Origin of the sequence: Brucella haematophila (genome assembly GCF_005938105.1) — a bacterium.
GTDB lineage: Bacteria > Pseudomonadota > Alphaproteobacteria > Rhizobiales > Rhizobiaceae > Brucella > Brucella haematophila.
The window spans coordinates 267,239-280,146 of the sequence record NZ_VCPE01000002.1; the positions used below are offsets into that span (position 1 = coordinate 267,239).

Sequence of the window (12,908 nt, forward strand, 5' to 3'; positions counted from 1 at the left end):
TATCGCATTTTCGAAAGCGATTGCGCGCACTAATCGTCGGCAATCTCGCGGCCCAGAAGCGCACTTTGCAAAAGCGCCCTCACCCGGGCCTCCATAGTGCGGGCCAGCATCTTGCGGTCTGTGGCTGCCGTGACAACCATCGGCTCTCCGAAGCGGATTTCAACATCGATGGCGCCTTCGCGCAGGATGCCTTTCAGATGCGGCATCAGCTCGACATCGCCCGGCCAGGATGCAATCGGGCGAAAGTAACGCCCCATGGCCATACCGTGCACGCCGGTATAGGCAATGGCGACCGGCTGCACGAGCACTTCCGGCACGCCGGCTTCCTTGATCGCCGCATGGGCAGCGCCGAAAAGAGCGGTCTTGAACGGCAAGACCCGATTGCCATCGGATGTTGTGCCTTCGGGAAACAGTACCATCGCATCTCCCTCGCTCATCCGTGTTGCAATTTCAGAGGTTTGTTCGCCGGTCTTGCCGCGCCGCTCGCGCTCGACAAAAACAGTCCGCTGCAAAACAGCGAACATGCCGAAAATCGGCCAGTTGCGCACCTCGGACTTGGCGATGAAGGACACCTGCCCGACCGAGGACAGAACAACAATATCGCTCCAGGACGTATGATTGGCGACGAGCAACAACGGGCGACCACGATGCATTTCACCGACCGTGCGCACACGAAAGCCGAACAGCCGCGCAATCATGCGGTGGAACGTGTTGGGCAGGCTGCGTTTCCAACCGTTCTTGAGCTTTAGAAACACATATTGAACCGGGATCAGCGACAGGCTCAGCATGACCATGGCCGCAAGAACGAGAAAGACCCGGATCGCGCCGATCATTGCGGTCTCTTCAGATCGCGCCGCAGAACGAGCGCCGCCGAGCGCCCATTGGCGGTTTCGTAATAGGCCGGACGATCGCCGACCTTCTGGAAGCCGAGGCGACGGTACAGCGCCTGCGCAGCGACATTGGCTTCATCGACTTCGAGAAACAGCGTTTCCGCCCGCTCCTGATAGAGATAGCGCAACACCGCATCCATCAGCGCCCGCCCGACACCCTGTCGCTGCACGTCGCGTGAAACGGCGATGGTGAGGATTTCCGCCTCACCAGCCACCAGCCGCGCCAGCACGAAGCCGCAGGCGTCATTGGGCTTGCCTTCCGCACGAGCGACAAAGCCGAAAACCGTATCCTGCGCGATCAGCGAGCGAAAATCGTCGGAACTCCAGCCATGATGAAAAGCGACGGCATGAATGCGCTGGATCGCATGGCTGTCCTGTGCGCTTAGAGCTTCCACTGAAACCTGTCGGCGTCCGAAGCGACCGAATGGCAAGCCCATCATCGGCTATTCTCCGGCCTGCCTGCGTGGCAATGCAAACCCCACTTGCGGCTTGGCATCAGGCCCGCGCATATAAAGCGGCTTCGGCGCATCACCGGCTGTGCGTGTGGCTGCCAGACGGGCGAAAGTGGCAATAGTGGCGGTCGGTTCGATGGGACCGAGCGCAAACTTGTCGCCCAAAGCCTCGTTTATCGATCTTGCTGCCGATCCGGCCAGTACGGTTTCGAGGGGCGCATTGCCTGCAAAGGCTTCCGCTTCTTCCCGCGACAAAACCGATGGCTTGGACAGAGCAGCGCCGTTAGCGTCGAATGTCTGCCCATAAATCTCGCCGCGATGCGCGTCGAGCAGGATCGTCACCGGCTTGCCCGGCACTCGTGCAAGTGTCTCGTCAGCCAGCGCCTCGAATGCCGTCACGCCAATGGCCGGGCAGCCGAGCGCCAGCGCAAAGCCTCGCGCCGCCGAGACACCAATACGAACGCCCGTGAAAGAACCGGGGCCGATATTCACCGCCACACGGTCGATATCCTTTATCGTGACGCCCGCTTCCGCCAGTGCACGCGAGACATAATCCATCAGCACTTCTGCATGCCCCTTGCCGATATTCTCGCTGACCTGAGCAAGAACGACATCGCGGCCAGCGTCATAGACGGCTGCTGCGCAATAGGAAGCGGCGGTATCGAGGGCGAGTATCTTCATGCACTTCCGGGTAAATGAGAATTGGCCCCGCGACAAGCCTAACCGTAATGAGCCGACACCAAATCACTCTCAAAGAGCAGCGGTTCTTGCGATTTTCGGCATTTCCTGCGGAACAAAATCCCTCGGCAGGCGTTATCTCGCCGGGTGCGGGAAGGTCTTGTTGTTGCCTTTGCGGCAACAGGTTTGCTGCAATACGGGCCTTTTACAGATTTGACGGTGCCGTTTGTGCGTCGTTTCGACCGCTCCCAACGCTGGCGATTTCCCCAATCGCTGCGAGCTGGCCAATCGCTCGCGCCTGATTGTGCAAAGGATATGAGGATAAAATGTCCAATAAGTCGACGCATGCAACCCGCAACGATCTTCCTTCCAATACCAAGACGACCATGATCGCGCTTCTGAACGAAAATCTGGCTGCGACCATCGATCTTGCGCTGATCACCAAGCAGGCGCATTGGAACCTCAAGGGGCCGCAATTTATCGCAGTGCACGAGATGCTCGACGGTTTCAGAACTGAACTCGACGATCACGTCGACACGATTGCCGAACGCGCGGTTCAGCTTGGCGGCACGGCCTATGGCACATCGCAGATTGTCGTAAAGGACACGAAGCTGAAGCCGTATCCGACCGATATTTATGCGGTTCACGACCATCTGGGCGCGCTGATCGAACGCTATGGCGATGTCGCCAATCTTCTGCGCAAGTCGATCAAGGATTCGGATGAGGCGGGCGACGACAACACGGCAGATATTTTCACTGCCGCATCACGTTCGCTGGACAAGGCGCTTTGGTTCCTCGAAGCCCATGTGCAGGAAAAGAACTGAGACTAACCCTCACACAGTCAAACAAAAGGCCGGGAAATATCCCGGCCTTTTCCATTTCTGCTATCCAGCTCTTAGCTCGCCCATTCGCCGCGACGCATCACCGGCTCGCGGCTGCCATCGGCCTTGATGCCGTCGACATCGATCTCGCCAGAGCCGATCATCCAGTCGATGTGGATGAGGCTGGAATTGCCGCCCTGCGCCTTGATCTGTTCCGGCGTCAGCTTGGCGCCATCGATGAAGCACTTGGAATAACACTGGCCAAGCGCGATATGGCTCGCGGCGTTTTCATCGAAAAGCGTGTTGTAGAATAGAAGGCCGCTTTGCGAGATCGGCGAGGAATGCGGCACCAGCGCCACTTCACCGAGCCTGCGCGCGCCTTCATCCGTATCGAGCACTTTCGACAGCACTTCTTCGCCGCGGGTCGCTTTGGCTTCGACGATACGGCCCGCCTCGAAACGCACTGCGATGTTTTCGATCAGCGTGCCCTGATGCGAAAGCGGCTTGGTGCTGGCGACATAGCCATCGACGCGCAAGGCATGCGGCGTGGTGAAAACCTCTTCCGTCGGAATATTCGGATTGCAGGTAATGCCATTCTTGGCCGTCGACGCGCCGCCATGCCATTCGTGACCATCGGCAAGCCCGACCGTCAGATCGGTGCCCGGACCCTTGAAGTTCAGGGCGCTATAAGCCTTGCCGTTCAGGAAGCGAGTACGGGTGCGAAGCGCCGCATTATGTGCAGCCCATGCGCCAATCGGATCTTCCACATCCACACGCGAAGCGGCGAAGATGGCCTCGGCCAGCTTGCGAGTCGCAACCTCTTCCGGCTCATTGGGGAACATCAGCTTCGCCCATGCCGCATTCGGATAGGAAACGATGTTCCAGTTGATGTCGAACCCGGCGATCTTTTCCAGCGCCGGCTGATAGGCCTTGGAGTTGGCGCGATTGGCACGCGAGACCTTGGCGGCGTCCTGACTGGACAGAAGCATCGGATTGTCGGCAGCAATCGCTAGACGCGCCGCACCTTCCGAATAGGCCTTGGCCATGCCCTGATAGAGCCAGTCCGCGGCGCGGTCGAAGCTTGCATCGGGTGCATTTTCATAGCGGGCCAGTGCAATCTGGTCATCGGCGAAGAACGGCGTCACCAGACCTGCGCCCGCCTTATAGGCATGTTTGGCAATCAGTCGAACCAGCGGCAGGGCGACAACCGGCGCCGTGATGATCAGATCCTGTCCCTCGCGCAATTGCAGACCGACGCGCACGGCGACTTCCGCCAGACGTTCAAGCTTTACGGGATCGATGACGGGATTTTGCATATCGTGAGCCATGGGCTGCGGACCTCTTTGATGCGAAAGCGCCTCCCTCAAGAAAGGGGGCGTCATGAAAGAATCACTTCTGTACACTTGCCGCCAGTTTATCAGATGGCGCAATTAAACCACGTTCTTTTCGGGATATGGTCTATACTGGATGCTGCGGTCAGCAATATGGAAAGCAAAGAGAATGAATAAGAAAGCGCTTGTTTTATTGGGACTTGCAGGCCTGCTGGCCGGTTGTGTCACCATGACGCCGGAAGAGCGCCGCGCCGCCGATGAACAGACATGTCTCGGCTATGGTTTCAAGCCGCGGACAGACGCATTTGCCAACTGTCTGCAACGGCTCGATCTCGACCGCCGGGCGGATCGCCGCGCATGGGAAAACCGCGTCGATTTTTACGACCAGCCCATCATGCTCTATCAGCCGATCTATCGTCCAGTTGTGGTTCGCCCCCGCTAATAGCGATGGAACGCAGAGCTCAAATGAAAATGCGGGCCAATCGGAAAGATTAGCCCGCACCGAAGCTGTTCAAATCAACTTATAGAGGCGTTTCCGGACGATCCTGCGACAGAAGCAATGCGCCGATTGCATCGGCCTGCTTCTGGTCTGCCGCGGCATAGCCGAGCGTTTGCGGCTGGCTTGCAGGCGCCGACGTATCGAATTGCGGCTGGTAGGATGCGACCTGCTGAATCTGCGGCTGTGCCTGCGCTAAGCCATTCTGGTGCGAGAGGCGATTGCCGCGTGCCTGCGGGCCAAGGCCGCTGCCGCGAATGGAGGTTTCCATCTTTGCGGCATCCGCCAGCGCGACCTGTACGGTGGGCGCTGCTTCCGGCACGGGTCCGGCTTGCGGCAGCGTCACGTCATAAGACGGATCTTGCGGTGTGGATGGCGATTGCGGCGAATAGGCGAGAGCCAGATTGTATGGCTCCTGTGGCACCGGGTTCTGCAACGAACCGTCGCGATTGCGCTTCTCGTAGAAAGAATTACCGCCGGCAACCAGCACGTAATGCATGTTGTTATACGGGAACGACAGGCCAGCCGTGTGGAAGAACATGGCATTCTTCAGCTTCGGATGGCGCTGGCCCTTCAGCACGGCATCGGCTGCGGCCTGAACGTCGGGCAGCTTGCCGGATTCCATCTTGCGGCTGAGCACGCCGGGCGCGAACTGGTTCTTCTGGCCGACAACGCCACAGATCGTATCCGGATAACGGCCCGATGCGAGACGGTTCATGACGACCGTGCCAACGGCCATCAGACCATCAGGGCTGGACCGGTTCGATTCGAAGAACATTGCGCGCTCGAGGCACTCCCTGTCCTTCGCCGTGTAGGTATAGGTCTTGACGCCGTTAACCGACTTGACGTGGCTTACAGCCGCCGTCTTCTCAGTCTTGGCTGTGGTGCCGGTCGTCGTGCAGCCCGTCACTACGAAGGGCGCTACGAGCAGTCCTGCCAATACAGGCAGCTTCCAATTACCAGCGCGCGTCAACGGCTCAGTCTCATATTCAGGACCCTTAACTGAAGCAGTCGATCCGAAGGCCAAGAATGACCAGTACGGGTCTAGCTGCGGTGCAAGTCAAAGCAGGTGAAGATCAAAAATCAAACAACCTGCCGTCGCTCGTCTTCTTCAAGGTTTTGGAATTTTTAGGCCAAAAAAAGGCAATGGGTCAAATTCCGAAATTGCCGAAACCATCGAAACGGCTGCAAATGAAACCCGAATCACGAGCGTAATTGCCCACACAAACCATTCAAAACTATTAATAATTTCTTAATGCACCTGCAGAAAAGAGATAAACCTTTGATTTGATGGAAATCATAGTTCCTCAATACAGGCCACATCGCTGCCTTAATTCGCAACTGCTGTAAAATTTTGATATATCTTGCTTCATCGGGTTGGGAAAATCTGCGGCGTAACTGTTTTAGCAAGTCTTGCGCCGGTTCCTTCAACTTTGGTGCACGTGGCGTAACATTCCGTGAGATTGGCCATTTTTGGCCTTTTCGGCGCCTCATCTGGCCGAATCGGCTGACACGGACAACTGGCAAAACGGGCATTTCCAAAAGTGATCGAGCCCGCCTTTCGGTCACGAAAGACGGGCTCAAAGAGCAGTTTTTATCGAAGTTCAATCAGCCGAAAGAATAACCGGCGCCGCGCACCGTGCGGATCGGATCGAGCGCGCGACCGAAGTTGATGGCCTTGCGCAGGCGTCCGACATGGACGTCGACAGTGCGATCATCGACATAGATGTCCGGTCCCCAGACACCGTCGAGCAGCTGGCTGCGGGAGAAAACGCGGCCTGGCGACATCATGAAATATTCCAGCAGGCGGAACTCCGTCGGTCCAAGACGAACTTCCTTTTCCTTGCGGTAAACGCGATGCTGCTGGCGGTCGAGCACCAGATCGCCGACCTTCAGCACATGCGACAGCAGGCTTGGATTGGCACGGCGCAGCATGGCCTTGACGCGAGCCAGAAGCTCAGGGGTCGAAAACGGCTTCACCACGTAATCATCGGCGCCGACGCTTAAGCCCCGAACGCGTTCGCTTTCCTCGCCACGGGCGGTCAGCATGATGACCGGCAAACGTTCCGTTTCCGGCCACTGGCGCAGACGGCGGCACAGTTCGATGCCGGATACGCCAGGAAGCATCCAATCGAGGATGAGAAGATCCGGTACGTTCTCGCGCAGCGCGATTTCAGCCTCGTCGCCGCGTAGCATCGTATCCACCTGATAGCCCTCGGCCTCAAGATTATAGCGCAGCAGAACGCTCAGCGCTTCTTCGTCTTCCACCACAGCGATTTTGGGTACCTGTGACATCCAATATTCCCTATTAAAATCCGGCGAGCGGAAGATACACGTCCCCCCATCGACCGCGTGTCGCCGCGCTATTCACTCATTCTCCACCGCGTTGTGGAGCACCTTTCGGCAAAGCCGTCCTGATGTGCTCCAAACGCAGCGCTTACTCAGGGCTTGCGTGCCTCATCCACGACGATGCCGTGGCTCAGGTCTTCTTTCGGTCGTTCGGCAGGCATCTGCAGGCCGGTAACGATGTAATAGACGGTTTCCGCAATGTTGGTCGCGTGGTCGCCGATGCGCTCGATATTCTTGGCGCAGAACAGAAGATGCGTGCAGGCCGAAATATTGCGCGGATCTTCCATCATATAAGTGAGCAGCTCGCGGAACAGCGAGGTGTACATGGCGTCGATCTCGTCGTCGCGATCCCGCACGACATTGATCTGCTGCACCGAGCGCGACGCATAGGCGTCGAGCACGTCTTTCAGCTGGGTCAGCGCCAGTTCGGCCAGGGTTTCAAGGCCGCGATAGAGCTTGACCGGCTGGCGGGACTCCGAAACGGCTGCAACGCGCTTGGCAATGTTCTTGCCCAGATCGCCAACACGCTCCAGATCGGCAGAGATGCGGATCGAACCGATGATCTCACGCAGATCGACAGCCATCGGCTGACGCTTGGCGATGATCATCACGGCCTTGTCGTCGATTTCGCGTTCGCTGGCGTCGAGGATCAGGTCGTCGGAAATGACGCGCTGTGCGAGAGCGTTGTCCGCATTGACAATAGCGGCGACCGACTGTTCGACCATACGTTCCGCATGTCCGCCCATTTCGGCGATCTTGTGGGTGAGAAACTTCAGTTCCTCATCGTAGGAACGAACGGTATGCTGAGACGGCATGGTAGACCTCGTAATATAAATTGCGGGGAAGCCGCACTTCTGTTTGTTCTGGCACAGTCCGCGAGCAAGGGTGTTTGTCCCCTGCCCCGGTTTGTTAGCCAAAGCGTCCGGTGATGTAGTCCTGCGTGCGCTTTTCGGTCGGCGCAGTGAACATCGTTTCCGTGTCGCCCACTTCGACCAGATTGCCGAGATGGAACATGGCAGTGCGCTGCGAAACGCGGGCCGCCTGCTGCATGGAGTGGGTGACGATGACGATGGTGTAGTTCTGGCGCAGTTCGTCGATCAGCTCTTCCACCTTTGCGGTAGCAATCGGATCGAGCGCCGAGCAGGGTTCGTCCATCAGAATGACTTCCGGGCTAACCGCAATCGCACGTGCAATGCACAGGCGCTGCTGCTGACCGCCGGAAAGACCCGTTCCCGCATCGTGGAGGCGATCCTTCACTTCCTCGAACAGGCTGGCCTTCTGAAGGCTCGTCACGACGATCTCTTCAAGATCGGTCTTGGAACGGGCCAGACCGTGAATGCGCGGGCCATAAGCCACGTTCTCGTAGATCGACTTCGGGAACGGGTTCGGCTTCTGGAACACCATGCCGACACGGGCGCGCAGTTCCACCACATCGATCTTCGGATCGTAGATATCCTCATTGTCGAGGGTGATCTTGCCACCGATGCGGCAACCTTCAATCGTGTCGTTCATGCGGTTGAGCGAGCGAAGGAATGTCGACTTGCCGCAGCCGGAAGGACCGATCAGCGCCGTCACCATCTTTTCCGGAACATCCAGATTGACGTCGAAAAGGGCCTGCTTCTCACCATAGAATACGCAAACCTTGTCGCCGCGCATCTTTACGGAACTGGCGTTGGCGTTCATCTTTTCTCCTACGGCTTTCTCGAGAGTACGTTCTGTCATCAAGTTCATAGCTTCGACTCCCGTTTACCAGCGGCGCTCAAACCGGCGGCGCAGAATGATTGCTGCAATGTTCATCACGGCCAGGAACAGAAGCAGGACGATGATAGCGCCGGACGTGCGTTCCACAAAGGCGCGTTCTGCTTCATTGGCCCACATATAGATCTGGACAGGCAAGGCGGTTGCCGGTTCCATCGGGGTGGACGGAACATCCGCCACGAAGGCCACCATACCGATCAGCAGAAGCGGAGCGGTTTCACCAAGCGCATGGGCAAGCCCGATGATGGTGCCCGTCAGAATGCCGGGTGCGGCCAGCGGCAGGACGTGATGGAAGACCATCTGTGTCTTGGAAGCGCCGAGACCAAGCGCTGCGGCACGGATCGATGGCGGCACGGCGCGAAGTGCGGCGCGCGTTGCGATAATGATCGTCGGCAGCGTCATCAGCGTCAGAACCAGACCACCGACCAGCGAAGCCGAACGCGGCAGGCCGAAGAAGTTGACGAAAACCGCCAGACCCAACAGACCAAACACGATGGACGGTACGGCTGCGAGGTTGTTGATGTTCACCTCGATCATATCGGTCCAGCGGTTCTTCTTGGCGAACTCTTCCAGATAGATCGATGCGGCGACGCCGATAGGCAGAGCCAGACCCAGCACGATCAGCATCATATAGAGCGAACCGACCAGCGCCACACCGAGACCGGATGTTTCCGGGCGGCTCGATGCGCCAAAGGTGAAGAGGCCGGTATTGAACGCCTCCTTCATGACGCCTTCTTCCGAAAGCGTCTTCATCCAGCCGACCTGACGGTCGGAAACCTTGCGGCTCGTTTCAGGCACGGTCAGATCGATCTGCCCCTTGAAAGCGGAATCGATGTCTGCGCCTGCCAGAACCGGAACGGTCTGCGTCGTGCCGATGAGTGACGGATTGTCCATCACCATCTGGCGAAGCTGAATGCGTACGCCATCCGAATAGAAGCGACCGAGATCGCGCATGGCCGGACGGTCCGTGGGCGACACGCCAAGCTTTTCAGCAAGGGCGTTGCGCACCAGAAGCGGATAGTTCGCTGTGATCAGCACATTCGGATCGGTCGCGCGCTTGTTGCCCGGATCGATCACCTGCGCTTCAAGCTTGACCGGCAGGTAAAGCGTCGTCTGCCAGAAAGCGGTGTAGCCCTTGGAGAAAACCGAGAACAACAGCGCGCAGAGGAAGAACACACCAATCGCGATTGCAGCAATGCCATAGAGGCGGAAGCGGCGTTCGGCGGCATAGCGGCGCTTGAGCCCGATATCGCGGCGCACCGGCTTTGCAGAAACCGCGCCGCTTGCGTTGAAGGTCGTATCGGTCATTATTCGTACTGCTCCCGGTACTTGCGCACGATGTGCAGCGCAAAGATGTTCATGATCAGCGTCAGGACGAAAAGCGTGATGCCGAGCGCAAAGGCAACCAGCGTCTGCGGCGAGTTGAACTCAAGATCGCCGGTCAGCTGATTGACGATTTTCACCGTGATGGTGGTCATCGCGTCGAATGGATTGATATTGATGCGTGCCGCAACGCCTGCCGCCAGAACCACAATCATGGTTTCGCCGATGGCGCGTGAGGCTGTCATCAAAAGTGCGCCGACAATGCCCGGCAGAGCCGCTGGCAGCACAACGCGCTTGACGGTTTCGGAGCGGGTTGCGCCAAGACCGAGCGAGCCGTCGCGCAGCGTGCGCGGAACGGCGGTGATGATGTCGTCGGAGAGCGAAGACACGAAAGGAATGAGCATCACGCCCATGACGAGACCAGCTGTCAGAACGCTCTGCGCCATGATGAAGCCCTGACCGCCCGCAATCGCGGCGGAAAGGTCACGCAGGAACGGGCCAACCGTCACAAGGGCGAAGAAGCCGTAGACGATACTTGGAATACCGGCCAGAAGCTCAAGCACCGGCTTGACCACCGTGCGCACGCGCGGCGAGGCATATTCGGCCATGTAGATGGCGGCGAACAGGCCGACCGGAACCGCGAACAGCATCGCAACAAGCGCGATATAGAGCGTACCGGCCAGAAGCGGGATCAGACCGAACTGGCCCGTTTCACCACCGGAACCGGCAGCGGCAAAGCGCGGATCCCAGACCGTACCGAAGAAGAAGTCCCAAGGGGAAACAGCCTGAAAGAAGCTGATCGTCTGGAACAGCATCGAGCAGATGATGCCGATGGTTGTCAGAATGGCGATGCCGGAAGCGGCGATCAGCCCCCACAGCACGATGCGCTCGACATTGTTGCGGGCGCGCATGCGGCGGTTGATCGTGGAGAGGCCGAAAATCAGACCGGCAACAGCAATGACCAGCGCCACGGCAGCGCCGATAGTGTGGGTGAGGTCCGTCGCCTTCTTCAGATAGAGGGCGATGGGCACCATATAGTCCTGACCCTCGGTCGCGAGAGCCACGCCCTTGTTGCCAAGAACCGTGCGCGCATCCTGATAGCTGGATGGGAAGCTTTCCAGCTCAGCCGGCGTCAGGCGCTCAAGACCATTGGCGAGGCCGCGCACCATACCGAGCTGAAGGCTGCGATTGGTATAGGAACCACCCTCGACCGCATCGGGCAGGCGCGAGGAGGCGCTGTGATCGAGATAAACAGACGCTCCGATGGCCCAGACAGCAAGAAACAGAACTGCAGGCAATGCAGAAACGAGGAAAACCCACCAGCCATGATAATGCGGGCGGGAATGCATTTTCTCGGCCGTCGGCCCTTGTGGGGCGACAGGCTGCGCTTTGTCCAGTGCAACAGCGCGCTGACGGCCGATAAAGAAGCCGACTAACCCGATTGCAATGACGCTAACGAGAACCAGAAAGAAGGACATTCAATTTCCCCGGTTGCCCTGAAAAATGCGAAACGACATAGACATGACCCCTATGACCAGACTGTCAGTTCCGCGCGATTGCGCCTCTCATATTAGAATGGCGCGAAAGGAGAAGAACGCGGGGAGGTTTCATCCCCGCGTTCCACAGTTTTAGTCTTACTTTGCAGCCATCGTCTTGCCTTCGGTGAAGGCAGCGCGCTGTGCTTCGCGCTCTGCATCCGGAGCCGGAACCAGACCGTATTCAGCGAGCGGGCCGTCAGGACCGATCATCTGATCGTTCAGGAAGAAATCAACATATTCCTTGAGGCCCGGAACGACGCCGAGGTGAGCCTTCTTCACGTAGAAGAACAGCGGGCGCGAAACCGGATATTCACCCGAAGCAACGGTGGCAGCCGACGGCGTGATGTCGTTGACGGTCGCAACCTTCAGCTTGTCGGCGTTGTTTTCGTAGAAGTAGAGGCCGAAAACGCCAACGCCGGTCTTGTTGGAGTCGATGCGAGCCAGCGTTTCAGCATAGTCGCCGTCGATGTCGACAGCCTTGCCGTCCTTGCGAACTGCGATACAGGCCGAAGCGGCAGCCTTGTCGTCGAGACCGGCCTTCTTGATTTCGTCCAGAGCGCCCGAGTGCTTGCAGCCGTCAGCAAGAACCTTTTCTTCGAAAACTTCACGGGTACCGTGCTTTTCGCCCGGGATGTAGGCAGCAATGTCCCAATCCGGCAGGTTCGGGTTGACCTGGTTCCACTTGGTGTTTGGATTGTCGACCAGCTTGCCGTCGACAACAACCTTGGCGGCCAGAGCCTTGTAAACGTCTTCAGGCTTCAGCTTCCAATCCGGACCCTTAGCGTCGGTCGCGAATACGATGCCGTCATAACCGAAGCGCACTTCCTGAACGTCCTTGACGCCAGCGTCGACGCAAGACTTCAGTTCCGTGTCCTTCATGGCGCGCGATGCATTGGCGATATCGATGGTGTTTTCACCGACGCCCTTGCAGAATTCCTTGATACCTGCGCCCGAACCGCCCGATTCAACAACCGGCGTCTTGAAGTTCGGGAAGGTTTCGCCGAAGGTTTCAGCGACGATCTTTGCGTAAGGCAGCACGGTCGAGGAACCGGCAACCTGAATCTGATCGCGCGCCTGGGCAGCGGAAACCGACAGAACGGCAGCAATGGCCAGCGCCGCGGTCGAGGAAATCATCTTGTTCATGAGCAGCAGCTCCTGTTGTAAAAAGCCTATGACGATTAGCGTCAGTAGCCGTCTACGCGCTCTATATTACATTCATATGACAGTAATGTTACAGGTTTGTATCAATGCTCCGCGCCACCAATTGTGTGG

The 12,908-nt window shown here is 58.1% G+C and carries 14 protein-coding genes; 3 read left to right on the top strand and 11 right to left on the bottom strand.

Translation table 11 applies throughout. From position 1 onward, the window contains the following. Window positions 1-29: 29 nt before the first annotated feature. The 3 genes from FGI60_RS04035 to tsaB are packed head-to-tail and all read right to left on the bottom strand — an operon-like array spanning window position 30 to window position 2,023. Complete coding sequence (locus FGI60_RS04035) at window positions 30-833, bottom strand: lysophospholipid acyltransferase family protein (protein WP_138784042.1); 804 nt, start codon at window positions 831-833, stop codon at window positions 30-32. Continuing rightward, the gene (gene rimI / locus FGI60_RS04040) at window positions 830-1,330 is read right to left on the bottom strand and encodes a ribosomal protein S18-alanine N-acetyltransferase (RefSeq protein WP_138784043.1); all 501 of its coding nucleotides are present in this window, start codon (window positions 1,328-1,330) and stop codon (window positions 830-832) included. The genes FGI60_RS04035 and rimI overlap by 4 nt, the downstream gene beginning before the upstream one ends. A 3-nt stretch (window positions 1,331-1,333) precedes the next feature. After that, a complete protein-coding gene (gene tsaB / locus FGI60_RS04045) occupies window positions 1,334-2,023 on the bottom strand; it encodes a tRNA (adenosine(37)-N6)-threonylcarbamoyltransferase complex dimerization subunit type 1 TsaB (RefSeq protein WP_138784044.1) in 690 nt (229 codons plus the stop codon). A gap of 323 nt (window positions 2,024-2,346) precedes the next feature. On the opposite strand from tsaB, the gene dps reads away from it, so the two are divergent. After that, window positions 2,347-2,844, top strand: coding sequence for a DNA starvation/stationary phase protection protein Dps (gene dps, locus FGI60_RS04050; protein ID WP_138784045.1), 498 nt, complete (start codon window positions 2,347-2,349; stop codon window positions 2,842-2,844). Window positions 2,845-2,915: 71 nt separating this feature from the next. Here dps and FGI60_RS04055 read toward each other — a convergent pair whose 3' ends face one another. After that, window positions 2,916-4,169 (bottom strand): aminopeptidase, encoded by a 1,254-nt coding sequence (locus tag FGI60_RS04055; protein WP_138784046.1) that lies wholly within the window; start codon window positions 4,167-4,169, stop codon window positions 2,916-2,918. Between the two features lie 172 nt (window positions 4,170-4,341). Here FGI60_RS04055 and FGI60_RS04060 point away from each other — a divergent pair, with 172 nt between their 5' ends. Beyond that, window positions 4,342-4,614 (top strand): hypothetical protein, encoded by a 273-nt coding sequence (locus FGI60_RS04060; protein ID WP_138784047.1) that lies wholly within the window; start codon window positions 4,342-4,344, stop codon window positions 4,612-4,614. 79 nt (window positions 4,615-4,693) lie between these two features. On the opposite strand, the gene FGI60_RS04065 is transcribed toward FGI60_RS04060, so the two are convergent. Beyond that, window positions 4,694-5,641 (bottom strand): cell wall hydrolase, encoded by a 948-nt coding sequence (locus FGI60_RS04065; RefSeq protein ID WP_138784048.1) that lies wholly within the window; start codon window positions 5,639-5,641, stop codon window positions 4,694-4,696. Between the two features lie 56 nt (window positions 5,642-5,697). On the opposite strand from FGI60_RS04065, the gene FGI60_RS04070 reads away from it, so the two are divergent. Beyond that, a complete protein-coding gene (locus tag FGI60_RS04070) occupies window positions 5,698-5,883 on the top strand; it encodes a hypothetical protein (protein ID WP_138784049.1) in 186 nt (61 codons plus the stop codon). Between the two features lie 393 nt (window positions 5,884-6,276). Here the strand turns inward: FGI60_RS04070 and phoB are convergent, their stop codons facing one another. From phoB to FGI60_RS04100, 6 genes are all read right to left on the bottom strand, one after another. Then, on the bottom strand, window positions 6,277-6,963 hold the full coding sequence (phoB, locus tag FGI60_RS04075) for a phosphate regulon transcriptional regulator PhoB (protein WP_138784050.1): 687 nt from the start codon (window positions 6,961-6,963) through the stop codon (window positions 6,277-6,279). A gap of 146 nt (window positions 6,964-7,109) precedes the next feature. Then, a complete protein-coding gene (gene phoU, locus FGI60_RS04080) occupies window positions 7,110-7,832 on the bottom strand; it encodes a phosphate signaling complex protein PhoU (RefSeq protein ID WP_006468129.1) in 723 nt (240 codons plus the stop codon). Window positions 7,833-7,926: 94 nt separating this feature from the next. Continuing rightward, a complete protein-coding gene (pstB, locus tag FGI60_RS04085) occupies window positions 7,927-8,700 on the bottom strand; it encodes a phosphate ABC transporter ATP-binding protein PstB (RefSeq protein WP_235889732.1) in 774 nt (257 codons plus the stop codon). 63 nt (window positions 8,701-8,763) lie between these two features. Continuing rightward, complete coding sequence (gene pstA, locus FGI60_RS04090; protein ID WP_138784051.1) at window positions 8,764-10,083, bottom strand: phosphate ABC transporter permease PstA; 1,320 nt, start codon at window positions 10,081-10,083, stop codon at window positions 8,764-8,766. Next, the gene (gene pstC, locus FGI60_RS04095) at window positions 10,083-11,576 is read right to left on the bottom strand and encodes a phosphate ABC transporter permease subunit PstC (RefSeq protein ID WP_138784052.1); all 1,494 of its coding nucleotides are present in this window, start codon (window positions 11,574-11,576) and stop codon (window positions 10,083-10,085) included. The genes pstA and pstC overlap by 1 nt, the downstream gene beginning before the upstream one ends. A gap of 156 nt (window positions 11,577-11,732) precedes the next feature. Beyond that, window positions 11,733-12,779 (bottom strand): PstS family phosphate ABC transporter substrate-binding protein, encoded by a 1,047-nt coding sequence (locus tag FGI60_RS04100; protein ID WP_138784053.1) that lies wholly within the window; start codon window positions 12,777-12,779, stop codon window positions 11,733-11,735. Between the last annotated feature and the right edge of the window lie 129 nt (window positions 12,780-12,908).